The sequence below is a fragment of the Pseudomonas sp. OIL-1 genome, assembly GCF_010669185.1.
GTDB classification, from domain to species: Bacteria; Pseudomonadota; Gammaproteobacteria; order Pseudomonadales; family Pseudomonadaceae; genus Halopseudomonas; species Halopseudomonas profundi.
In genome coordinates this window covers 2,162,307-2,184,675 of the sequence record NZ_CP048629.1, presented here as the reverse complement: position 1 = coordinate 2,184,675, position 22,369 = coordinate 2,162,307, and the positions used below count along the sequence as shown (strand labels likewise).

Annotated in this window: 19 protein-coding genes; 9 read left to right on the top strand and 10 right to left on the bottom strand. The window is 59.7% G+C overall.

Translation table 11 applies throughout. The features are described from left to right. Positions 1–3: 3 nt before the first annotated feature. A complete protein-coding gene (locus G3M63_RS10180; RefSeq protein WP_150300598.1) occupies positions 4–1,101 on the bottom strand; it encodes an AI-2E family transporter in 1,098 nt (365 codons plus the stop codon). 30 nt (positions 1,102–1,131) lie between these two features. Beyond that, the gene (locus G3M63_RS10175; protein WP_163982980.1) at positions 1,132–2,334 is read right to left on the bottom strand and encodes a DUF2066 domain-containing protein; all 1,203 of its coding nucleotides are present in this window, start codon (positions 2,332–2,334) and stop codon (positions 1,132–1,134) included. A 281-nt stretch (positions 2,335–2,615) separates the two neighbouring features. Here G3M63_RS10175 and purM point away from each other — a divergent pair, with 281 nt between their 5' ends. From purM to G3M63_RS10160, 3 genes are all read left to right on the top strand, one after another. Beyond that, positions 2,616–3,680, top strand: a complete 1,065-nt coding sequence (gene purM, locus G3M63_RS10170) for a phosphoribosylformylglycinamidine cyclo-ligase (protein ID WP_150300601.1) — start codon at positions 2,616–2,618, stop codon at positions 3,678–3,680. 3 nt (positions 3,681–3,683) lie between these two features. After that, the gene (purN, locus tag G3M63_RS10165) at positions 3,684–4,328 is read left to right on the top strand and encodes a phosphoribosylglycinamide formyltransferase (RefSeq protein ID WP_163982978.1); all 645 of its coding nucleotides are present in this window, start codon (positions 3,684–3,686) and stop codon (positions 4,326–4,328) included. Positions 4,329–4,399: 71 nt separating this feature from the next. Continuing rightward, a complete protein-coding gene (locus tag G3M63_RS10160) occupies positions 4,400–5,164 on the top strand; it encodes a DUF3108 domain-containing protein (protein WP_223825017.1) in 765 nt (254 codons plus the stop codon). A gap of 321 nt (positions 5,165–5,485) precedes the next feature. On the opposite strand, the gene G3M63_RS10155 is transcribed toward G3M63_RS10160, so the two are convergent. Next, entirely contained in the window at positions 5,486–6,709 is a 1,224-nt protein-coding gene (locus tag G3M63_RS10155; protein ID WP_163982976.1) for a 3-hydroxyacyl-CoA dehydrogenase, read from the bottom strand. 909 nt (positions 6,710–7,618) lie between these two features. Here G3M63_RS10155 and G3M63_RS10150 point away from each other — a divergent pair. From G3M63_RS10150 to G3M63_RS10140, 3 genes are all read left to right on the top strand, one after another. Beyond that, positions 7,619–8,566 carry an endonuclease gene (locus tag G3M63_RS10150; protein WP_150301923.1) on the top strand — a complete coding sequence of 316 codons (948 nt, stop codon included), beginning with the start codon at positions 7,619–7,621 and terminating at the stop codon, positions 8,564–8,566. A 282-nt stretch (positions 8,567–8,848) separates the two neighbouring features. Next, the gene (locus G3M63_RS10145) at positions 8,849–10,006 is read left to right on the top strand and encodes a TAXI family TRAP transporter solute-binding subunit (RefSeq protein WP_150301924.1); all 1,158 of its coding nucleotides are present in this window, start codon (positions 8,849–8,851) and stop codon (positions 10,004–10,006) included. A gap of 87 nt (positions 10,007–10,093) precedes the next feature. Continuing rightward, the gene (locus G3M63_RS10140) at positions 10,094–12,082 is read left to right on the top strand and encodes a TRAP transporter permease (RefSeq protein WP_150301925.1); all 1,989 of its coding nucleotides are present in this window, start codon (positions 10,094–10,096) and stop codon (positions 12,080–12,082) included. 25 nt (positions 12,083–12,107) lie between these two features. On the opposite strand, the gene G3M63_RS10135 is transcribed toward G3M63_RS10140, so the two are convergent. Next, positions 12,108–13,676, bottom strand: coding sequence for a class I adenylate-forming enzyme family protein (locus G3M63_RS10135; protein ID WP_150301926.1), 1,569 nt, complete (start codon positions 13,674–13,676; stop codon positions 12,108–12,110). A 150-nt stretch (positions 13,677–13,826) separates the two neighbouring features. Then, a complete protein-coding gene (locus G3M63_RS10130; protein ID WP_150301927.1) occupies positions 13,827–14,168 on the bottom strand; it encodes an antibiotic biosynthesis monooxygenase in 342 nt (113 codons plus the stop codon). 236 nt (positions 14,169–14,404) lie between these two features. Here G3M63_RS10130 and G3M63_RS10125 point away from each other — a divergent pair, with 236 nt between their 5' ends. Next, positions 14,405–15,391, top strand: a complete 987-nt coding sequence (locus G3M63_RS10125) for a lipid A deacylase LpxR family protein (protein ID WP_150301928.1) — start codon at positions 14,405–14,407, stop codon at positions 15,389–15,391. A 45-nt stretch (positions 15,392–15,436) separates the two neighbouring features. Here G3M63_RS10125 and G3M63_RS10120 read toward each other — a convergent pair whose 3' ends face one another. Together G3M63_RS10120 and G3M63_RS10115 are read right to left on the bottom strand one after the other, a co-directional pair. Next, positions 15,437–16,345 (bottom strand): neutral zinc metallopeptidase, encoded by a 909-nt coding sequence (locus G3M63_RS10120; protein ID WP_150301929.1) that lies wholly within the window; start codon positions 16,343–16,345, stop codon positions 15,437–15,439. Between the two features lie 177 nt (positions 16,346–16,522). Beyond that, positions 16,523–17,500 carry a phosphoribosyltransferase gene (locus G3M63_RS10115; RefSeq protein ID WP_150301930.1) on the bottom strand — a complete coding sequence of 326 codons (978 nt, stop codon included), beginning with the start codon at positions 17,498–17,500 and terminating at the stop codon, positions 16,523–16,525. Positions 17,501–17,689: 189 nt separating this feature from the next. Between G3M63_RS10115 and G3M63_RS10110 the strand changes: the two genes are divergently transcribed. Both G3M63_RS10110 and G3M63_RS10105 read left to right on the top strand, forming a co-directional pair. Then, positions 17,690–18,304 carry an SCO family protein gene (locus G3M63_RS10110; RefSeq protein ID WP_150301931.1) on the top strand — a complete coding sequence of 205 codons (615 nt, stop codon included), beginning with the start codon at positions 17,690–17,692 and terminating at the stop codon, positions 18,302–18,304. Next, positions 18,301–18,945 (top strand): cytochrome c oxidase assembly protein, encoded by a 645-nt coding sequence (locus G3M63_RS10105; protein ID WP_150301932.1) that lies wholly within the window; start codon positions 18,301–18,303, stop codon positions 18,943–18,945. The genes G3M63_RS10110 and G3M63_RS10105 overlap by 4 nt, the downstream gene beginning before the upstream one ends. Before the next feature lie 35 nt (positions 18,946–18,980). Here G3M63_RS10105 and dsbG read toward each other — a convergent pair whose 3' ends face one another. The 3 genes from dsbG to dsbD are packed head-to-tail and all read right to left on the bottom strand — an operon-like array spanning position 18,981 to position 22,320. Continuing rightward, positions 18,981–19,742, bottom strand: a complete 762-nt coding sequence (gene dsbG / locus G3M63_RS10100; RefSeq protein WP_371923582.1) for a thiol:disulfide interchange protein DsbG — start codon at positions 19,740–19,742, stop codon at positions 18,981–18,983. A gap of 14 nt (positions 19,743–19,756) precedes the next feature. Beyond that, positions 19,757–20,572, bottom strand: a complete 816-nt coding sequence (locus G3M63_RS10095) for a TlpA disulfide reductase family protein (RefSeq protein WP_163982974.1) — start codon at positions 20,570–20,572, stop codon at positions 19,757–19,759. After that, positions 20,572–22,320, bottom strand: coding sequence for a protein-disulfide reductase DsbD (gene dsbD / locus G3M63_RS10090; protein ID WP_163982973.1), 1,749 nt, complete (start codon positions 22,318–22,320; stop codon positions 20,572–20,574). Before dsbD ends, G3M63_RS10095 begins: the two co-directional genes overlap by 1 nt. Positions 22,321–22,369 lie beyond the last annotated feature (49 nt).

The following is a 22,369-nucleotide window of genomic DNA, read 5'->3' as shown; positions in this document are numbered from 1 at the left end:
GCATCACTCTTCTCTCAACTCGTCCAGTTCGATCATCCCTTCATCGTCGGATTTCTGGTAGGTCTCGGACGCCAGGTAGCTCTGATGCGCATGACGCACCAGCACCATGATCACCGCCGCCACCGGCAAGGCCAGGAGTATACCGACGAAGCCGAACAGGTGTCCGCCTGCAAGCACCGCAAAAATCACCGCCACCGGGTGCAAGCCGATACGATCGCCCACCAGCCAGGGCGTCAGCACGGTTCCCTCGATGGTTTGCGCCACGGTAAACACGGCGACCACCGCGACCAGATGCGCTACATCACCGAACTGGAAAATGGCAGCCACCAGCGCCGCGGCCATGCCTACGGCGAATCCAAGATAGGGCACGATGCTCGCCAGACCAGCAACCATGCCGATCAGCAAGGCAAGCTCCAGACCCACCGCCCACAGGCCCAGTGAATAGAGAATACCCAGGCCCAGCATGACCAGCAGTTGCCCACGGATGAAGGCGCCCAGCACCTCGTCGCAATCGTGGGCCAGTTTGACCACCAAGGGCTCATGATCGCGCGGCAGCAGGCCCTTGATACGCCCAACAATCACATCCCAATCCCTGAGCAGGTAAAAGCCGACCACGGGGATCATCACGAAATTGACGACCCAGGTCAGCAGCCCCATGGTCGAACGGGTCGCCTGCGCCAGTACCGCACCCACCACACCGGTATTTTCGCCGAGATTTTCGCGAATGCGTTCGCCCACGTCGGACAGCCTGACTTCGGTAATCGGCACACCGGTCCTGGCCTGGATCCAGGGCAGCGCAACCTCGGTTATCCAGTGCAGCATGTCCGGTATCTGTTCGCGTAGCGCGGAAATCTGATTACCAAGTAGCGGAATCAGCACAACCAGCGCCAACGTCAGGACACCCGCGCCAGCTGCAAAGACCACCAGCACACCCACCACGCGGGACATGCCGTAGGACTCCAGCCGATCGACGAGCGGGTCGCCGAGATAAGCGAGCAACATACCGATCAGAAAAGGCGACAGTATCGGACTGAGCAAATACACCATCGCCACTGCGGCGAGCAGCCCTGCCAGCCATATCCATCGCGAATCAAAAGTCATTGCGTTGCCCTCGTGGCGATCGCACAGCGATTAACGCCACCGGTAATACAGCGTATGGGGATCCGGCTCGACCGGTTCCGGCAGCACATTCACCGGAGCCGGTGCCGTCTCCATCGACGTGTCGGCGGCCGTGCTCAGCGGGTCATCGGTTGGACTTGTTGCGCCCTGTTCATCAGTGACCCCTTCTACCGGTGTCGGTTGGGTGACAGGCTCAGGCAGCAGGATGGGCCCTTGCTCGATGGGTTCAGGCTCGGGAGCCGGTATGCGTACCAGACGCTGATCAAGGCTCAGCATGCGCTCAAGTTGTGACTCGCTGCCAGGGAAATCCACACGTACCGTCACCACGTCGGTATCCACCGAGAGCATCTGCGGTGTGCTCTGTCCGCCGAGTTGCTGCAGCATGCCCTGCAGGCTTGCGTAATCGTCGATGCTGTTGATCTCCTGCACCACGAGCGTCCAACGGGTCAGCTCATCCTCGGATACCGCAGGCACCGCATATTGTTCGAACGCAGCCGCTGCCACCTCCCGCATTATCTGATCGGCAGCAACGGCAGGATCATCACCACTGGCGCGACCGGAATAGGCCTGGTCATGCAGCCATATATGCCAGTCAGCACGGGTGCTCTCCCCGTTTGCGGTGAACGCGATCGCCAATACGCCCTCGCTGGCATAACGCTCGCTGGCTTCCAGCAAATCCTCGCGCTTGCCCTCGCGAACGACCTCTTCAGTCACCATGCCCCGGTCTTCGAGGTCACCCATGGGAAAGCTCAACGCAACGCCGCGGTAGGCTGCTGCGGTTTTCAGACGATCACCCCATGTGCTCCCGGCACCGATCAGTTCATCACCCAGCGTACGCGCCTCGACCGCCCAGACCAGCATGCCGGGGCGACTGCGCCCCAGCATGGGCAGGCCACCGCTGACCATGACCCGGCGTACGGCGGAGGGCTCAAACTCAACGAGCAATGATCCGTCCCGCCCGCTGATACGGCGCACCAGATCACGCGGGTCGTTCAAGGCATTCGCGACCGGGCCGCTGTCCAGGTTTACATTGGCGCCACCAACGCGGGTGAACATGACTTCTGCCGCCTGGCGTAGCGTCTCGTCCCGGGACGCATCTTCTGCCTGTGGCTGGTTAACCCGATACAAACCCTCGAGGACCGCGGCAGACAGGTTGAAAGGCGTCCACAGCACCAGGGAAAGCAGGCTGATGACAACAGTGCGCAAAGAAAACATGGGCGATTCCGCTCGGCTGGTGCTGGTTTTGTCTCGCTGACGCGAGTACTGCAGCTGTATTAAAGCGCATACATTAAACAAGCGTCGGAGCGGCGGCAACCAAGCCGCGCCAAGAGCCGTTGCTGTTGAGCTCGGACGTAGCTGGCGCGGCCTTCACTTCGACGTACCGAAGGGATCGTGAGCATGGTCCTGATGCGGTTGTATTGGTACACTAGCCCACTTCCCCGCGGCCGCTCCGAGCACTGGCCGTTCGCCCCCTTTTCGACCATCGAGACCGACGCATGAGCAGCCAGAACCCTTCCAAACCTTCGATCAGCTACAAGGATGCCGGAGTCGACATCGACGCTGGGAACGCTCTGGTAGACCGCATCAAGCATGTCGCCAAACGTACCACTCGCCCCGAAGTCATGGGCGGACTGGGTGGCTTCGGCGCGCTCTGCGAGATTCCCGAAGGGTACAAGAAGCCGGTCCTGGTCTCCGGTACTGACGGCGTGGGCACCAAGCTGCGCGTAGCGATGGATCTGGGCAAACACGACACCATCGGCATTGATCTGGTGGCAATGTGTGTCAATGACCTGGTCGTGTGCGGCGCTGAGCCCTTGTTCTTCCTGGATTACTACGCCACCGGCAAGCTGAACATCGATGTGGCTGCACAGGTGGTGACTGGTATCGGTGCTGGCTGCGAACTGGCCGGCTGCGCGCTGGTGGGTGGCGAGACCGCGGAAATGCCCGGCATGTATGAAGGCGACGATTACGACCTGGCTGGCTTTTGCGTCGGCGTGGTCGAGAAGTCCGAGATCATTGACGGCAGCAAGGTCCAGACCGGCGACGTCCTCATTGCGCTGCCCTCCTCCGGTCCGCATTCCAACGGTTATTCACTGATTCGCAAGATCATCGAGACGGCCAATGTCGACATTGCGGACATCACGCTGGACGGCAAGCCACTGGCCGAACTGCTTATGGCGCCGACGCGCATCTACGTCAAAGCCCTGCTGCAACTGATCAAGCAGACTGGCGCAGTCAAGGCCATGGCGCATATCACAGGCGGCGGCCTGCTGGAAAACATTCCGCGCGTTCTACCTGCCGGCGCTGGCGCCAGCATTGATCTGTCCAGCTGGGAGCGTCCGGCGGTATTCAACTGGCTGCAGGAACAGGGCAACGTGGACGAGACCGAAATGCACCGGGTACTCAACTGCGGTGTAGGCATGGTGATCTGTGTGGGCGCTGACCAAGCCGACGCGGTTCTGCAGAACCTGCAGCAATCCGGCGAGCAACCCTGGGTGATCGGCCAGATCGAGGCAGCTGCAGAAAACGGCGAAGCCGTCGTCCTGCGTAACGGTCACTGACCTGTGGTCTGTCGTATCGTAGTGCTGATCTCCGGATCGGGCAGCAATCTGCAGGCATTGATCGACAAGCTTGACCGGCAACACGGCGAAATCGTCGCCGTGTTGAGCAACCGGCCCGAGGCCTTTGGGCTGGAACGCGCCAGGCGCGCGGGTATCGAGACACTGGTACTCAACCACAGAGACTACCCGGACCGCGAGAGTTTCGACCGGGCGATGATCAGCACTCTGGACGCGTTGCAACCAGATCTACTGATCCTTGCCGGTTTCATGCGCATCCTCACGCCGGAATTCGTTAGTCATTATCATGGTCGACTGCTGAATATCCATCCGTCGCTGCTGCCCAAATACAAGGGTCTGCACACGCATAAGCGTGCGCTGGAAGCGGGTGACAGCGAGCACGGAGCCACGGTGCATTTCGTCACAGAAGAACTTGATGGCGGACCGTTGGTCGTACAAGCACGGGTTCCGGTTATTGCAGGCGACACGCCCGAATCCCTGGCCGAGCGAGTCCAGTACCAGGAACATCTGCTATATCCTCTAACGATGAACCTGTTCGCAAGCGGCCGGCTCCGACTGATTGATAGCCGTGCCTGCCTGGATAACGAGCCCCTTGGGGCCAGAGGTATCGAACCGGAACAAATTGACTAGGGTCCGTTGGTGTCCGTGTTGTGGCCATCTGCCGTGGACATCCAGCAGTCTCCGAACATTGAGGGATACACATGCATGATCGACAGCGGCACATACGCGGGTTGCGCCGGGCAAGTTGGCTCACAGCTCTCGCCTTTGTAATCGGCAGCAGCATGGCTAGTGCCCAGGAAATACTCCCCTTTACTGCAAGTTACGCTGCGGATATGCGCAACGTGCCGCTTAACGGCGAAGCCAACCATTCACTCACGGAAAACGCAGACGGCACCTGGACCATGGAGTTCAACGCCGGTATGTTCGTCGCCCGGCTCTCCGAGAAAAGCACCTTCCTGTTGCAGGAAGACGCGATTGTCCCGGCCGAATATGAATACAAGCGTCGCGGCCTCGGCCGTAGCCGCACCACCACCCAGCACTTCGACTGGGAATCCGGTGTAGTAACGGGCGATCATAAAAAAGAGCGTTTTACCCTTCCGACCGAACCCGGCCTGCTCGACAAGACCACCTACCAGCTCGCATTGCAACGCGACCTCATCGATGGCAAGACCGATATGCGCTACCGGGTGGTGGATGGCGACGATATCGAGGAATACCACTTCCGTGTGGTGGGGGAAGATCGGGTCACGACCCGTGTTGGCCAGTTCGATGCCGTTGAAGTTGAACGCGTTCGCGAACCCGACGCCGAACGCGAAACCACTATCTGGTTCGCCAAAGACTGGCAGTACCTGCTGGTACGCCTGAACCAGATCGAGACCGACGGCCAGCACTATCAGATCGTGCTGAAAGAGGCCACGCTTGGCGGCGAACCAGTGGAAGGGCTTGCCCCGGGCAAAAAGAACTGAGACAGAGCGAAAAAAGCTCAACCCCCCGTAAGAATGCCGTTGGATCGCCGAACCGTCGCGGTAATGCCGACTAACAGGCAAGCTCCAGGCACCGCTAAAACCAGGCGTCCTGCGGACGCCGTCGCGCCGAGGGCGACCCTCCTACGAAACCCCAAAACCACATCCCCCCGGTAGGAGGGTCGCCCTCGGCCCGACGCTGGCCGGCAGGCCAGCCAGCCTGCCAAAAAACCCCACAAAAAAACCGCGTCGGCGAACCCATACGCGGTTTTCTTGCTTCAGCCAAGCAGCCAGAATAACTGGCTGCCCGGCTGAACCAGCAGATCAGCTCTTGGTAAAGCGCTCACCTGCCTCGGCACGCTTGACCAGCCCTGCTGCGGGCTTCCAGAACTCGCCCTGGCTCGCTTCAAGCTCGCGAATCTGCTCCAGCACGACATCCAGGCCCAGGCTGTCCGCATAGCTCATCGGGCCGCCACGCTCTTTCGGGAAGCCGTAGCCGTAAAGATATACGCGGTCGATGTCTTCTGCTGACTCGGCAAAGCCTTCGTCAAGAATCCGCGCACCTTCGTTGACCAACGCCAGAATGCAGCGACGGACAATTTCCTCATCGCCTACATCGCGCTGGGTATAGCCTGCTTCTTCAGCAACTTCACGGGCCAGCATATCGGTCTCGGGATCGTGAATTGCCTGGCGGCTGCCTGGCTCGTACTTGTAGAAACCGTGGCCGCTCTTCTGACCAAAGCGCTCCATTTCACACAGCTTGTTGTCCAGCCAGACGATCGGCTCGCCGCGGCCCTGACCCGCCAGCTGACGTGAGCGCCAGCCCAGATCGACACCGACCACGTCATACATGCGGTACGGACCCATCGCCATGCCGAAACCCTGCAGCGCCTGGTCAACCTGCCAGGGTGTAGCGCCCTCAAGCACCACCTCACGGGACTGACGCGAATACATGGAAAGCATGCGATTACCGATGAAGCCATGGCAGTTACCCGCCAGTACGGCTTCCTTGCCAATCTTCTTGCCGACTGCCAGACAGGCATCCAGCACATCCTGGGCGGTGGCCTTGCCGCGTACGACTTCGAGGAGCTTCATGATGTGCGCAGGGCTGAAGAAGTGCAGGCCCAGCACCTGAGCCGGACGCTGGGTAGCGGAGGCGATTTCGTCGATATCCAGATAGGAGGTATTGGTCGCCAGGATCGCGGAAGCCTTAACCGCCTTGTCCAGCTCGCCGAAGATCTGCTTCTTCAGATCCATGTTTTCATAGACGGCTTCGACTACCAGATCCATGTCGGCCAGATCAGCGTAAGCCTGGGTGGTGCTGATACGCTCGACACGGGCATTCGCTTCGGTCTCGTCAAAGCGTTGCTGAGCGACGGAGCGCTTGTAGGTGTTGCGGATGTCCTCGATGCCCTTTTCCAGCATCTCGGCGTTCACGTCCAGCCACACGACCGGATAGCCAGCATTGACGAAATTCATCACGATACCGCGACCCATGGTCCCGGCACCGATAACACCTACCTGTTTGATACTCTCGAATGATGCCATCGCAGCTCACCTCCAGATCTGAGAAATAAGGCGCAGGTGACCAATCGGTCTGCCCGCTGAGGATCGATACATTACGCAAAATCCGTGCGGATTTGAAACGAATCCCTGTGATCGGCTGCATTCACGATGTGAATGCAGGTTCGTGCAGAAAAAGGGGCTAGCTTCGCCAGGGAAGCAGGCTCTCGTGAAATGTGAAGCGGACTCTACGCCGGGTTTGCGCGTTTTGCAGACCTGTCGGCGAGCAGGCGCTCACCAACCCCAGGAAGCCAACCCATTCCGTGCAGGAAATGACTCTCCGAGGCGCTCATCAACCAAGAAGAAAACTCTCGCTTTCAGGGATTGGTTTTCCTGGGGGTGTAGAGCGCCCCGGGGCCGCGTTCGGACTCTACGCCGAGTTTGCGCGTTTTGCAGACCTGTCGGCGCAGGCGCACGCCAACCCCAGGAAAAACTCTAGTTTTCAGGGGTTGGTTGTCCTGGGGGTGTAGTGCGCCTGCGCTACGCCGGGTTTGCGTGTTTAGCCGACCTGTCGGCGCGTCCGAACGCGGCGCGAGGCGCTCTGCAATCCCAGGACTGTCGCTTTTTGCTCAGAACAACGGGCAGCTTCCTGGGGTTGGCGTGCGCCTGCGCGCCGACAGGTCTAGATGCACCGCTTCGATGGGCTGCGAATTCGGCGTAGAGCAGCCGCTCTACACCCCCAGGAAAACCAGTCTCTGATAACAAACGTTTTCTCTGCGGATGCAGAGCGCATCGCACCGCGCACGAACTCCACGCCGAATTTACACAGCCATAATAGTGCGCAAATTCTTGCGCACCTTCCGAAAAACTCCTTTAAAATAGCGCACTTACCGTTTCGCTAGTGCCGCTATGCAGTACCACTGGCACCCGCTCACACCTCGTATAAGCAGCCTCATGTTCAAACACTCGCGCCTGTCTGTCTTCGCCACCTTTGTGGTGAGTTTTCTTTGTATCTCGCTCCCGGCCCTCGCGGCACCCGTATCCTTTGAAGCAGCAAAAATCCTGACCCGCCAGCAGGTGTATCAGGACCAGAATCAGCACGGCACCTTCTATTGTGGGTGTAATTGGGAATGGGCCGGGCGCTCTGGAGGCCGGGTTGACCTCGAGAGTTGCGGTTACAGCATTCGCGCCCAGGACACCCGCGCGATACGCATCGAGTGGGAGCATATCGTCCCTGCCTCCCTGTTTGGCCAGCAACGTCAATGCTGGCAGCAAGGTGGGCGGTCCAACTGCAAACGTAGCGATCCCGTCTTCAACGTGATGGAGGCAGATCTGCACAACCTGGCCCCCTCAATCGGCGAGACCAATGCCGACCGCAGCAACTACCGCTTCGGCATGCTGCCCGATGCGCCTTACCAGCACGGTGCTTGCGACTTCAAAGTGGACTTCCCGCAGCGTGTGGTTCAGCCCCGCGACGAAATCAAAGGCCAGATTGCCCGGACCTATTTCTATATGCATGATCGCTACGATCTGCGCATGTCCAGTCAGCAACAGCAACTGCTGATGGTCTGGAACCGCCAGTTCCCGCCGACTCGTCGGGAGGAAGAGCGTGATCGGAGGGTGGCCCGCCTGATGGGGCACCATAACGAATTCGTCACCGGGCAGCGCGTCTGGAGTGTGGGCCGCGAAAACATCGGCGACGGTATTCGCGTCGCGGTGACTTCCAACACGCCACGCCCAGAAGCCAATCTGCCGGTGATGGGAAATCGCCGCAGCAAGGTCTATCACCTCCCCAAAGGATGCCCAAGCTACGACCGGGTAAGCGACAAGAACCAGGTGATTTTCACCAGCGAAGCCCAGGCGATGAGCAGCGGTTATCGCAAGGCAGGCAACTGCCGCTGAGCCGCCCTGAGCCAACGCAAGCCCGAGCCCAACCGGATAGATATAAGCATCGGGAATTCTGTCGGCCCGCCCTTCTAGCAGCGATATATCAGGGATCTACCTAACGAGCTTGAACTGCTCAACTATATTTCCGTTGTGAATGTCTGTAAGTGCTGGAGAAGACACGCCTGCCATTCCAATTGACACTTGGCGGAGGGCTCAACTACCTTGATGTGGAAGCTGCGGAACCCCGTTCCGTATAGTAAAACAATAATGTAAAGGCTCTAAATAAGGGGTTACACCATGCTTACCATGTCAAAAGGATTGATTGTCGGGGTTCTGGCAACCGCTATAGGAATGGCTAACGCTGCCGACGATATCACCCTACCCAAGACCCTCGTGATGACCGCCTATGGCACCGGGTCCGCCGGGTACACTCAGGCGGTGTCCATCGGTAACCTTTTGCAGAACGAATACGGGACCTCGATCAGGATTCTGCCGGGAGAAAACGACGTTTCTCGCATGACGCCGCTACGAACGGGCAGGGTCCCGATCTGCGCCTGTGGTGTCGCCAGCTACTATGGGTTTGAAGGCGTACTGATGTTCGCCGGTCCTGATTGGGGACCCCAGCCGATCCGCGTCATTATTACCTCAACAGCCAGCTTCGGCCTCGGTGTGGCTGTCGCCGGTGACATAGGCGTCAAAACCCCAGCCGATCTCAAAGGCAAGCGAGTCTCCTACGTCCGCGGTGATGATGCACTGAATGTCGGAACCGAAGCCTTCCTTGCCTTCGGCAACCTTACCTGGGATGACGTTGAGCGTGTGGAGTTTCCAGGATACGGCCGCGCCTTCGAAGGCATTGTCGGCCACCAGTCCGATACCGCGTTTACCATGAGCGTCGCGCCGCCAGCACAGCAGCTGGCTGCCAGCCCACGGGGCATAACCTGGCCTACTCTGGATCCGGACGACAAGGAAGGCTGGAAGCGGCTGCAGGCCGTCGCCCCTTATTTTCAACCTCACCGAGTAACCGCCGCAGCCGGAAACTATAACGATGACAATCCATGGGTGGGTGCCAGTTACCCATATCCAATCTATGTGGCCAATGAAAAACTCGAGAAAGGCGTGGCGCGCAACCTGGTACGGGTTCTGATCGAAGACATAGATAAGTACAAGGACGCCGCGCCGGGCAATGCGGGTTATTCGCTTGAGAACCAGAATATGTCGTGGGTCATCCCTTTCCATGACGAAGTTGTTGAGTATTATAAGGAAATCGGTCACTGGACCGATGATATGCAGAACCATCAGGATGGCCTGGTAAAACGCCAGGAGACCTTGTTGACGGCATGGAAGGACTACACCGGCGCGAATCCCCCGCGGGACGAGGATGAGTTCAAGCAAGGTTGGATGGATGCCCGGGCCAAGGCGCTGGAATCGGTGGGAATGAACCCCGTTTTCCGTTAAAGGCGCTTTAATTGCGCTGCTGGCCGGTCCTGACGGTGAGGCCAGTAGCCAAATATCTTTACATTCCAGCCGGATACAATAACAACTATGCAAGAACACAAAGAACAGGAAGCCGAAGCGGGCGCCGTTTCTGGCATCCGGCAACTCCCCGAGAAATGGTCGTGGCTACCGCGGCTCAGCACGCTGGTACTCACCGTCACCGCCCTGGATTATCTTCTCAACCTGGGCTTTTTTTCCTTTATCACCTCTGTTGAAAGCCAGTTTTTCTACGCCGTGGTGGCGCTGATGCTTCCGCAGGTCTATCTGCTGTGGCCGATTAGCTCACGGGCCGCGCGCGACAGAGTGCCCTGGTACGACGTTCTGCTTTATCTCGTAGCGTTGATTGTTTGCGGCTATTTCGTCTACCACGGTGAGCGTATCCTCGATCGCGGCTGGGCGTTTGCGGCGCCCGACCATGCCGTGGTGATGAGTTTCCTGATGTGGGCGGTTGTGCTGGAAGCCGTACGGCGGGCCGGTGGCACCCCGATTGCGCTGATCGTCGGGCTGGCGAGCCTTTATCCCATCTTCGCCGATATCATGCCCGGACCGATCCAGGGCTTCCCTTCGAGCCCTGACCAGACCGCGATTTATCACACCATGAGCCGCGAAAGCATCATGGGTATTCCGTTGCAGTCTTTTGCCAACCTGGTGATCGGCTTTCTGCTGTTCGGCGTTGCGCTACAAAAGACCGGCGGCGGCAAATTCTTCATCAACCTCGCCTTTGCACTGCTCGGCCATGTCCGCGGCGGGCCTGCCAAAGTCTCGATTTTTTCCAGCGGACTCATGGGCTCGATGAGCGGCAGCGTCATTACCAACGTCCTCACCACGGGTGTGCTCTCTATTCCAGCCATGCGCCGGGTCGGGTTCAGCCGCTCATACGCCGCAGGTGTGGAAGCCTGCGCCTCGACCGGCGGGGTTCTGATGCCTCCGGTCATGGGCGCGACGGCTTTCGTCATGGCCAGCTTCCTGAATATTCCCTACAGCGATATAGCAATGGCGGCGATCGTTCCGTCAGCGCTGTATTTCCTGGGGCTCTTCATTCAGATTGATGCCTACGCAGCGAAGTACAAGCTAAGTGGACTGCCTCAGGAGGAATTGCCATCCCTGAAGCAGACCATGAAAGAAGGCTGGTACTTCGTATTCGTTTTCGTTCTTCTCATCTGGATGCTCTTTGTACTGCGCCAGGAAGCCATTGCGCCGTTCTATGCCACTGCCCTGCTTCTGGTGATCAACCAGCTGCTCCCGTATCAGCGTTGGGGCTGGGCCGAAGTGAAAGACTTCCTCTCCGGCTCAGCCAAACTGTTCTCCGAGCTGATCGCGATACTCGCAGGCGTGGGACTGCTGGTAGGCGCACTTTCGGTAACCGGCCTCTCGGGCACCATCGCCAACGACCTTATCTACCTGGCCGGCGGAAATATCCTGATCCTGCTCGCAATGGGCGCGGCGACCAGCTTCCTGCTGGGGATCGGCATGACGGTAACCGCAGCGTACATTTTCCTCGCCGTGGCCCTGGCGCCAGCGCTGATCCAGGGCGGCGGCATGAATCCGCTGGCGGTACACATGTTCATTCTGTACTGGGGGATGCTGAGCTTTATCACGCCACCGGTCGCCCTGGGAGCCTTTGCAGCAGCGACAGTAGCAGGCGCCAAGCCCATGGAGACCGGGGTTCAGGCCATGCGCCTGGGCAGCGTCATCTACGTTATCCCGTTCCTGTTCGTACTCAACCCGGCGCTGATTCTGCAGGGGGGCTGGGCGGAAATCTCGGTGGTACTGGTACAGGCCGTTGTTGGCGTGGTGCTGATCGCAAGCGCCATGCAGGGTTATCTGGTGTGGGTTGGCGACCTGACGCTCAATGCTATTTTGCAATGGCCGATACGGCTCATGCTGATCATCGCCGGTATCACCATGGCGATACCCGGTGGTGGCGCCGTGCCGCTGGAGAATATGGAGCTGGCACTGATCAGTGCCGTAATGGGAGTGCCGGCGGTAGCGCTCGCTTGGTGGCAAAACGCCCGGCTCAGGCATTTTGCGGTCTGACAGTCAAGCAAGCCGGCGTCGGCAGCTATTCGGATTCGATGCGCTGCCGGAGCCGGCCCTTGAGGATCTTGCCGGAGGGCGTGGCCGGGAGATCGTCCATTATGATTATCCTGGCGGGGCGTTTATAAGGCGCTAGCCGCTCAGCGGCGAACGCCTTGATCTGATCTTCGCTGGTGGTACTACCTGGAACCAGCTGAACATAGGCGATCACCTCCTCATTGCCCGGCACCGCCCGGCCCACGACAGCCGAAAGCGTCACGTCGGGATGCTGCGTAAGCACCGCTTCAACATCCGGCGGGTAGACATTGAATCCCGAGCGGATGATCAACTCTTTGGTCCGGCCGACAATATGCAAGTGGTCGTTGCCATCGACGCGGGCCAGATCCCCCGTGTTGAGCCAACCGTCCGGGAGCAGGACTTCAGCCGTTTCCTTCGGGCGGCGGTAGTAACCCTTCATCACGTTAGGTCCGCGGATCCATAGTTCACCTACCTCGCCCGCAGGAATCTCGGCACCATCATCGCCTTGCAAGCGATACTCCAGTAACGGCAACAAGCGGCCGCAGGAGGTGTCAGCCAGAGGCTCGCCCATGCGCGTCTGGGAAATGGTCGGAGATGCCTCCGTCAGCCCATAGCCATTGTGCAGCGGCAGGCCGAAAGCGGCCTCGATCCGGTGCTTGACGCCGGGATCCAGTGGCGCGCCACCGACCGAAATATATCGCAGGTTCGGAGCCATGAGTTCCAGCTGATTTGCGTTCAGGTGCTCGAGAAAGCGCTGGAACATCGCTGGTACGCCCTGCAGCACCGAGATGTTCTCACGCGCCAACACTTGCCTCAGACGCGACGGATCAAAGCGCTCAGTCAGATATAAGGTTGCGCCCGCGTAGAGCGAGCCCAGAAAGACCGAATTCAACCCGAAAACATGGGATATGGGCAGAACCGCATAAACCCGGTCGGCGGGTGAAAAACCACGCAGGCCACTGGCAACGGATGCAATGGATAACATGTTGCGGTGAGTGAGCATGACGCCCTTGGGCGTTCCGGTGGTGCCCGAGGTGAATATCATGGTTGCCACCTGGGCTGCCGGGTCGGCCACCACAGGCTTCGGTTCGGCATCTTCATTCAGCGGGCCCAGCGCAATCTCGCCGATGTCTTCGCGCTTCAGGTAGGACGCCCCATGACGGTTGGCATGGTGCCGTGCGTCAGGCGAAGTGGCGGTGGTATAGATCAGACGCCGGGGATCACAACTGGCGGCGATGGCGTCGATTTCGTTGTCGGACAGGCGCGAGCTGACCACGGCACACCAGACATCCAGCTCACTGGCCGCGAATATCAGCGCCACCAGCGCCCTGCAGTTCTCGTTGACCACCATGATCCGGTCGCCGGGGCGGACCCCATAATCAAGCAGGAGCTGGCGTGTGGATGCGATAGCCTGGGCCAGTTCGGCATAGGACCAGCGAGCCTCGGAATCAACAATGGCTTCGGCATCCGGCGTTTCTTCAGCCCATTGCAAAGGGCGGTGACTGATTCGGGCAGGCAGAGCTTCCAGGATTTCGCTTGCGAGACGTCCATTGATCATTTCATCAGGGGCCTGCATGGGGCACTCCTCGTTGTATTGGACATTAGAAACTGGCACGAAGCGAAGTGACCGTCAATTGACACTGACCCGCAGTACCGCCGGGAATCCGCCCTTATACAGCGCAAGTCAGACAGGCTCGCTAATGTTGCATGACGTCACTGTCTGGTATCAGCCCAGTGAGCCTGTATCAGCCGCGCGGCCGTGTCCCGGCAGCACCTCCCATTCAGGCTCTTCAAACTCACCAATAATGGTTATCTCGCAATTTCTGGCGTGTTTTTCCAGAATGCCGCGCACCATCTCGTCGCGTCGATCGTCCTTGGCATCCCGCGCAGCCTTGGACTCCCAGCTGGCGATCGCCAGCAGCGTATCCGGCTCACCAATCTTGCGATGCAGGCGCGTGCCCAGCGCGCCGGGTGTCTGCTGGATAACTTCGCTGGCGCGAATCCAGGCATCCGCGTATTCCTCGACTGTGTAGCCGGGTTTCATTCGCACCTCAAAGATGAACTTCATCGTTACGCTCCCAGGATTCGCTTAGCCGCATCTACTTTGCTGTTACACGAATTGGGACGGTGTGTGCAGGCTGAGAGTTCCGGCTGAACAACCCGCCTCGCCAGAGGTCCATGGAATGGACGCAGCGCAGCGGCCGAGATAATTCATAACGGCGCATTCGCCCCGCTGGAGCTTCTCCTGGCCTCCCCTTGTTCGCCGCATCCTTCTATCAGTATTCCTTGTTCCAGGAGTTGGATATGCCAGTGACGAATGCCCGGAAGTTTCTGATCGTTGGTCTCGCCTGTGGGGCGCTACAAGCGTCTGCGGTTGCCGATACGCTGTCGCTCAAGGTGGAAAACGACGCCTTTTCACGCAATAGCGACGGCCATTACAGCAACGGTTTCGAGGTCTTCTGGTCATTCCAGCCGGAGCAACAGCACTGGTCACGCCGGCTCGCCGACTCGCTGCCCGGTTGGTCCGGAAGCGAGGTAGCCAACGTGTCCTACCGTGGCGGCCATCAGATCTATACGCCCTTTGACATCAACTACCGACGCCGGATTATCAATGACCGGCCCTACGCCGGGCTGTTCTTCCTCGGCACCTCGATATTTACCAATGAACAGCTGGACGGATGGCGCAAGGCCCGCGGCTTGCACCTTGATGCGGGCATGGTAGGACCCGCAGCCGGCGCCGAGAAGATCCAGCGCGCCGTACACAAGGTTACCGACAGCGATGAACCGATGGGCTGGGAACATCAGTTGGAAAACGAGCCCTTTATCAACCTGGGCTACGATCAGCGCTGGTGGAAACAGAACAACCTGCTGGGGCTGGATTTCGAATACGGCCCCAGTGCCGGCTTTACGCTCGGCAACCTGTATACCTACGCCTCCGCCGGGCTTGGGTTTCGCTTCGGGCATCGGCTGGATCGCAGCTTCAGCGTGCCCTCGGTTACGCCTGGGCGCAGCGGCAGTGAATATTTCACTTCCGGTAACGGTGTGAGCTGGTACGTTTTTGCCGACCTCGAAGGACGCTACATGGCGCAGAACATGTTGCTGGACGGCAACACCTGGACAGACAGCCATTCCGTGGATCGAGAGGAATGGGTGGGCGATGCCAAGGTCGGGCTAGCCTTTACCCTGAGCAACTGGCAGCTGGCCCTGGCCCAGGTATGGCGCACCAAGGAGTTCACTGACCAGCACCAGCATGACGAGTTTGGTTCGATCACGCTTTCCAAGGCTTTCTGATCAGCCAGCTGGCGCGGCCATGCGCGCCAGCATTTTCCGCTTCGGTCAGCCGCCCAGCGCCGCCGAGAACGTATCACATTGTGAGATATCGCCGCTCTCGAAGCCGCGACGGAACCACGACATGCGCTGCTCGGAGGTGCCATGGGTGAAACTGTCCGGCACCACATCCTGCCCCGCCTGCTTCTGCAACCTGTCATCACCGATGGCCGAGGCAGCCCTGAGCGCTTCCTCCAGATCGCCCTCTTCCAATAACTGGCGCTCTTCGTTAGCGCTATAACCCCATACGCCGGCGAAGCAATCAGCCTGCAATTCCTGGCGTACCGACAGCTCATTCACCTCGGCCTGGCTTCTGCCCTGACCGGCGCTACGAACCTTGGCGCTGATGCCGAGCAGGTTCTGCACGTGATGCCCGACTTCATGCGCAATGACATATGCCTGGGCAAAATCCCCGGGCGCGCCGAGCTGTTGCTTGAGATCACGGAAGAAGGTCAGGTCGAGGTAAACCTGATTATCGCCAGGACAATAGAAGGGACCGACCGCCGAGCTGGCGGTACCGCAAGCAGAATTCACACGATCGGAGAACAGCACGAGGGTGGGTTCCTGATAGTTTTCGCCTGCAGCGGCAAAAATGCCGTTCCAGGTTTCTTCGGTATCCGCCAGCACCACCGAAACAAAGTCGGAAAGCTCCTGTTCCTGCGGGGTGAGTTCGCGCGGTGCCTGGGCGACATTGGATGCGCCACCGTCGACAAACTGCAGCAGATCGATGCCCAGCATCCGCGCGCCGATAAACGCGACCACACCCAACGCCAATACGATGCGGCCGATCTTGCTACGCAGCATCATCGGCAAAAACCGCAACAACAGCAGCAGCCCGCCCCCGCCTGCTCCGCCCCGCAAGGGTTGACCACGCCGATCTTCGATATTGCTGCTACGTCGTCTGCCTCGCCAATCCATCGAGCCCCCTTAGGTGACACCGTCAGAATTCAACTGTGAGATATGCCGCTCCACTCCCACATATAAAGAGCGAAACGCCTACCTTATCCTAGTACGAAACGTGCAAAGCGGCCGGAGCAGGTTATGGCCGGGCAAGCACTGCCCGGCCGAAGCCAAAGAAATGCGGGATGCGGAGGGTCAGGTAATGCGTGTTGCGGCGGTGGGAGACGCTTGCCGGCTCAACATCAGGCCAAGGCGGTACTTGAGCTGCCTGATCTTTTCCAACAGCCCGCCCCTCGATTGCGCATCATCCGGATGAAACGCCATGCCAGGCACATACATACGATTGGTTTCCACACAGAACACCGGCTTACCGGCTGCTTCCATGATACCCACCGCCTGCGCCTTCTCACTCTCGATAAACAGCACAGAGTCCGGCAGGCTACGATAGACTTCGGCCTTGAACCGATAATGAATACGCAACCGCTGCCGCTCCGCCGCCGAGGGCAGATTCAACATGTGCAACTGCCCGTATCGAACCCCCTGGCGCTCCAGCCACTGCTCGGTTTGTTCGCGGTATTTCTCCAACCGGCTGGTCACCAGATGAGCGACCGGCTGGGAAGGAATGTGCAATGGCAGCGTGTTGTTCAGAAACTGCAGATACTTCTCGCCATCGTCGTTTTCCGCAACGGTCGGATCGAGGCAAAGCACGCCGTCGATATCCAGGCAGGCATTATTGATAAGCGGATCATGCATCATGTTCCATTCGAAGACCCGTGGGCTGTCGACGACGTCAAGATGATGGTCAGCCTGATTAACCTCGGCCTTCTCGGGAAAAGCGATCAGAGTGATCACCTTTCCGGAAAACAGCCTGGCCATTTCTGTCGCCACCTTGCGGATGGGTTTTGACTCATTGTGAACATCGTCCACGACCAGAATTTTTTTCGCATCCCAGCACCGGGCCAGCGAGCTGGCAGCCGTGTTGGCAGGCGTTACCTTATCGTTACGCAGGAAGGCATCAAGGCTGGTGTGGGGCAGGTTCAGCTTCAGCGAAACAATGTCCGCCAGAAGCATTCCGTAGCGACTCGTACCAACAATCAAATCCACATCCGCGGGCAGCTTGCCGGCACCGTAGTTCATGAGAGTCGTCACGTCGCTTATGCTTTTATAATTCACCGATCACTCCTTTGTTCGTTATGCGAGCACCCCGGATGATCCGCAGGTATACCCATGCTGCGACCAGGCTTGGATGAAAGGGTTCCGCTAACCTGGTCAAATGGCGCAGGCTGGCGCACCTGGCAAACTTTCCGGCCGCAATGGACTCAACTGGCATGCATTCATTCTTCTGACGCTGGTTGTTAGCCGTTGAACAAGACTCTGATCGCCTGTGGGCTTGGCATCCTTCTGTTAGCCTCCGGTTTGCCGGTCGCTTACCTGGCGTGGCCTGCCCGCACGCCCGCCTCGGTTGCCATCGCCGAAGGTGCAGCCATTGGCGGCCCCTTCGAACTACGTGATCCCACCGGCCGAACCGTTACCGAGCAAACCTTCCGCGGTCAGTGGACCTTGATGTTTTTCGGCTTCACCCACTGCCCTGATGTCTGCCCAACGGCGCTCACAAGAGTAGCCGCAATTCTGCGAACGCTCGACCAGCAAGCCGGGCAGTTACAACCTTTATTCATCACCCTGGATCCCGAGCGCGACACGCCTGAGATACTGTCCGACTACACCCGGCATTTCGATCCGCGCATTCTGGGTTTGACCGGCACACCCGAACAGATAGACGCTATATCCGACGCGTACCGTGTTTATGCCAGGAAGGTGCCTATGGGCGATTCCTATACGCTGGATCATAGCGCTGTGATGTACCTGATCGGTCCGGATGGCGAGCTGGTCAAGCACTTCACCCAGCAGATGGATACGAACGCCATGGCCCGCGAAATCGCCGACGCCTTGCCCCGCTCCGCCGGAGATCATCAATGAGAGCCATCCGCGAATCGTGGCCACTCACGTTGGGCTTTCTGCTGCTGGCCGGCTTCTGGCTTGGTCCTTTACCTGCAATGAGTCGCACGGCGTTTTCTGCGCATATGCTGCTGCACCTGGGTATCGTTGCGCTGGTCGCCCCGCTCCTGGCGCTGGGGCTGTCCCGCGCTGGCGTTCAGCTGGACGGCATGCGCAATCTTCGCGGCTGGGCGATCCTGGCGTTCTCTGTAGAAATGATCGTCGTCTGGGGCTGGCATGCACCCGCGCTACATGAAGCCGCCGCGCGTCACGTATCCGTCTTTGTCGTACAGCAGCTCAGCTTTCTGGTTGCCGGCCTGGCCGTCTGGTTGCTGGGCTTCGCGGCCCGCTCAAAGGCAGCGGCGAGCACAACTGTGATAGGGTTCTTCTTCAGCTTCGTACATATGACCATGTTGGGCATGCTGCTGATTCTCGCGCCTGCGCTCATCTACCCCGCCGACCTCTGCCTCGGTGCCTTTGGCTTCGAGCAGCTGGAGGACCAGCGATTTGGCGGCATATTGATGGCCGCCTGGGGTGGTTTGATATACATGGCCGGCGGCGTGGTGTTCGGTACCCGCCTGCTGCTGCGTGATGAGCCGGACGACAGCGGCGCCGCCGCGTGATCGGCCGCAGCGCGTCCGTAAGAACTTAAGCTCGATTACTGATTTCCCGACAGCGGCCCCATGATCTTATTCAGCGTGTCGGGCTGCGGTGCACCCTGCTGTTGCTGCAACCGGTTGTTCTCATCCATGAAGTAAATGGCCGGCGTAGCAGAGGCGCCCATCTCGCCCATCAACGCCAGGTTCGCCTGTAGCTGTTCGTCCAGGTCAGCGGGGATATTCTTCATTGCCTTGAGCGTGCTGGCCTTGCCCGCCGCCTCATGTTCATTGAGTGCCTGCTCCGGGTTATCAGCGGCTAACAGCGCTGCGGATTTGCCTGCGCTATCCGGGCGCAGCATACCCACCATGACGTGACGAACCTGCACATCGCCCGCCTCGACCCAGGGGCGCGCCTGTTCCCAGAACATGTTGCAGAACGGACAGTTCGGGTCGGAGAACATGTAGACGATGCGCGGCGCGTCCGCAGAGCCATCCGCAATCCAGGTGCTGTCTTCCAGACGCTGCCACATTTCCTTACCCATTGGCTCATAGACCAGTTGCTCCAGCTGCGGACGGCTCAGGTCTTCGCCCTGAGTATTGACCAGGGTGCCCACCAGCACATGCTCCCCGTCCGGCGTCAGGTACAGGGAAACGCCCTGGCCGTTAAATCGGGCGGCATATCCCTTGAGCCCGCCCGGTGCATCAAAGCTGCCGACGATTTCAGCGCCCCGGGCCTCGACGGCCTTGACCGCAGCGGGCAGCTCCTCGGCGACACCCAGCGGCGCAGATAACATGGCAACAGCAGAGACAATCAGGGACATCGGAAAAGTGTGTTTCATGGTTGAGCATCCATTTTGAGTTTATCCAGTTCGCGCGCCAGGCTGGCCCGCGACAGCTCACCGAGGTGGCTACTCACCTGGCGACCTTCGGCGTCGTAAAAAAGCGTTGTCGGCAGCGCGGCCGAGCCAATCTTCTGGCCCAACTGCCCACCGGTATCCAGCAGCACGTTATCCAGACCCAGCCCCTCCGAGGCCAGGAACTCGCCAATAATCCGCTCACCCTCGCCCTGATTGACGAACAGAAACGTCAGCTCGGGTTCGTTGTGTTGGGCGTCGGCCAGCACCGGCATTTCCCTGCGACACGGCGGGCACCAGGTTGCCCAGAGGTTGATCACCAGCGGCTTGCCGATATAGTCATCCAGCGCGACCGGAGCGCCTTGGTTGTCGCGCAGCGCCAGTTCCGGTAGCTGGGTGCCCTGCTCGAACGCATGCAACACGAAGCTGCTGAAGCCCCAGACCAGCACGCCCACAGCCATCGCCGACCCCAGCGGTTTGAGCAGCGTCTGTTCGCGCCACGCCAGCCACGCCCCCAGCAACACCGCCGCCACTACGCCCGGCCAGGCGATGAAGCCGCCATCGCGGATGTCGATTACGCCCCAGGGTTCATCCCGAAAGTGTTCGAAATACACCACCACGAATGCCAGGCGCGCGACCAGCAGTGCCACCAGCAACAACTTGAACAGTTGCGCCTCAGGGTTGAGCTTGCTGCGGCGCCCGACCCACCAACCGGTCAGCGTCGCAAGCAGCAAGCTCACCATTAATATGATGTGCGGCACGGCCAATGCGAGCGGACCTACATTCATCGTCAACATCAGCCGCGCTCCATTGTTTCATTCCAGTTGGCCAGAAATTGTCTGGCATCCACTTCGCCGGTGATGCGCTGCGAGCGTCGCTCCACGCCGTCAGGCCCGATCCAGAGCAGCGTCGGCGGACCCATTACCTGATAGCGACCCAGCAGCTCCCGGGAGGCTGCGTTGGTGTCTGTGACGTCGGGCCGCAGGATGCGCACGTCTTCAAGGGCCGCTTGCACCTCGGCATTACCAAACACCTCCCGCTCCATCACCTTGCAGGACACGCACCAGTCAGCGTAGTAATCGACCAGCGCCCATTGTCCGGCCGCTTTGGCGGCTGCGAGTTCACTGTCGAGCACGGCCGGCTCGCTAAAGCCGACATACCCTTCGCCCATCTCACCAGCCTGAACGGTCGCCACACCACCGGTGAATATCGCCAGCGGACGTAAGGGGTCATGCGCGCCGCCGGCAGCGCCGAGCAACATGGCGATCCCCCAGATACCCGCCAGCGATGCAACCGCCCGGCTCAACGCTTTGTGCTTCTGCAGCTCACGCGCCAGCTGCAGCAGACCGCTGGCCAACACCACCAACAGCGCGCCCCACAGCCCTACCCATAGCGAGTCCGACAGCAGCGGCCGCAGTACATAGAGCGCTGCAATCAGGAACAGGAAGCCAAAGGACACCTTGACGCGGTCCATCCATGCGCCCGGTTTGGGCAGAAAGCGGTTGCCCAGCGTGACCAGCAACACCAGCGGCGTGCCTATACCCAGGCCCAGCGCGAACAACACCAACCCGCCGTGTATGGCATTGCCGCTTTGCGCGATATATAACAGCGCCGCAGCCAGGGGCGCGGTCATGCAGGGTCCGACCAGCAAACCGGAGAGCACGCCCAACACACCGGCACCCGCGAGGCTGCCGCCCTTGCGCTTGCGCCCGGCATTCTCCAGGCGATCGCGCAGGCTAGCCGGCAGTTGCAGCTCGAAGAAGCCGAACATGGGCAGGGACAACAATATGAACAGCCCGGCAAAGCTCGCGATCAACCAGGGCTGCATCAGCAGACCCTGCAGATTGGCGCCAAGCAATGCGGCTACAACGCCGAGTGCGGCATATACCAGCGCCATGCTGACGACATAGGCAATCGCCAGGGCAAAGCCGCGCCGCGGCGTCGCCCCGCTACCGACGACAATCCCCGCAAGAATCGGCAGCATCGGCAGCGAACAGGGTGCAAAGGCCAGGAGCAAGCCCAGACCGAAGAAAACCAGCAGGCTCAGCCACAGCGCCTGTTGCTGCAGGCCACTGACCAGTGCTTCGTCATCGGCCTGGACCGAACCCGACGCACTCGCCGGCCCTGCACCGTCCAGACTGACCTGTTTCGACTGCGGCGGGTAGCACAAGCCGGCGTCCGCACAGCCCTGCCAGCCAAGCTCAATGGAGTTGGCGGCCGCTTGCGGAATGACCACTTCCAGACTGCCCCGGTAGATTTGCGAGTCGCCAAAAAACTCATCGGTGTAAGGCTCGCCCGGCGGCAAGGTGGGTTGAGAATCGGCATCCAGGCCGCCGAAACTGAGACGCTCCTGATACAGGTAATACCCGGGCGCGATATCCCACCGAACCAGCGTTCCGCCCTCCTCCTGCGGCTCGACATGCAGCTCAAATGCCTGATCCACAGGCAGAAAATCCTCTTGCTGCCCGCCGCTTGAAAATAGCGAGGCGTTTGCTGTCTGCAGCAGCCAGACACATGACACCAGTAAAAAAACGATCGCGCGCATAGATCCCTACCCGGTAAACAGTCCAGCGGAGCATGGCGATCCGGGATTA

Bases quoted from the DNA above. Each gene is read 5' to 3' on its own strand.
- G3M63_RS10180 (WP_150300598.1), bottom strand. From the start codon at position 1,101: ATGACTTTTGATTCGCGATGGATATGGCTGGCAGGGCTGCTCGCCGCA.
- G3M63_RS10175 (WP_163982980.1), bottom strand. From the start codon at position 2,334: ATGTTTTCTTTGCGCACTGTTGTCATCAGCCTGCTTTCCCTGGTGCTG.
- purM (WP_150300601.1), top strand. From the start codon at position 2,616: ATGAGCAGCCAGAACCCTTCCAAACCTTCGATCAGCTACAAGGATGCC.
- G3M63_RS10160 (WP_223825017.1), top strand. From the start codon at position 4,400: ATGCATGATCGACAGCGGCACATACGCGGGTTGCGCCGGGCAAGTTGG.
- G3M63_RS10155 (WP_163982976.1), bottom strand. From the start codon at position 6,709: ATGGCATCATTCGAGAGTATCAAACAGGTAGGTGTTATCGGTGCCGGG.
- G3M63_RS10150 (WP_150301923.1), top strand. From the start codon at position 7,619: ATGTTCAAACACTCGCGCCTGTCTGTCTTCGCCACCTTTGTGGTGAGT.
- G3M63_RS10145 (WP_150301924.1), top strand. From the start codon at position 8,849: ATGCTTACCATGTCAAAAGGATTGATTGTCGGGGTTCTGGCAACCGCT.
- G3M63_RS10140 (WP_150301925.1), top strand. From the start codon at position 10,094: ATGCAAGAACACAAAGAACAGGAAGCCGAAGCGGGCGCCGTTTCTGGC.
- G3M63_RS10135 (WP_150301926.1), bottom strand. From the start codon at position 13,676: ATGCAGGCCCCTGATGAAATGATCAATGGACGTCTCGCAAGCGAAATC.
- G3M63_RS10130 (WP_150301927.1), bottom strand. From the start codon at position 14,168: ATGAAGTTCATCTTTGAGGTGCGAATGAAACCCGGCTACACAGTCGAG.
- G3M63_RS10125 (WP_150301928.1), top strand. From the start codon at position 14,405: ATGCCAGTGACGAATGCCCGGAAGTTTCTGATCGTTGGTCTCGCCTGT.
- G3M63_RS10120 (WP_150301929.1), bottom strand. From the start codon at position 16,345: ATGGATTGGCGAGGCAGACGACGTAGCAGCAATATCGAAGATCGGCGT.
- G3M63_RS10105 (WP_150301932.1), top strand. From the start codon at position 18,301: ATGAGAGCCATCCGCGAATCGTGGCCACTCACGTTGGGCTTTCTGCTG.
- dsbG (WP_371923582.1), bottom strand. From the start codon at position 19,742: ATGTCCCTGATTGTCTCTGCTGTTGCCATGTTATCTGCGCCGCTGGGT.
- G3M63_RS10095 (WP_163982974.1), bottom strand. From the start codon at position 20,572: ATGTTGACGATGAATGTAGGTCCGCTCGCATTGGCCGTGCCGCACATC.
- dsbD (WP_163982973.1), bottom strand. From the start codon at position 22,320: ATGCGCGCGATCGTTTTTTTACTGGTGTCATGTGTCTGGCTGCTGCAG.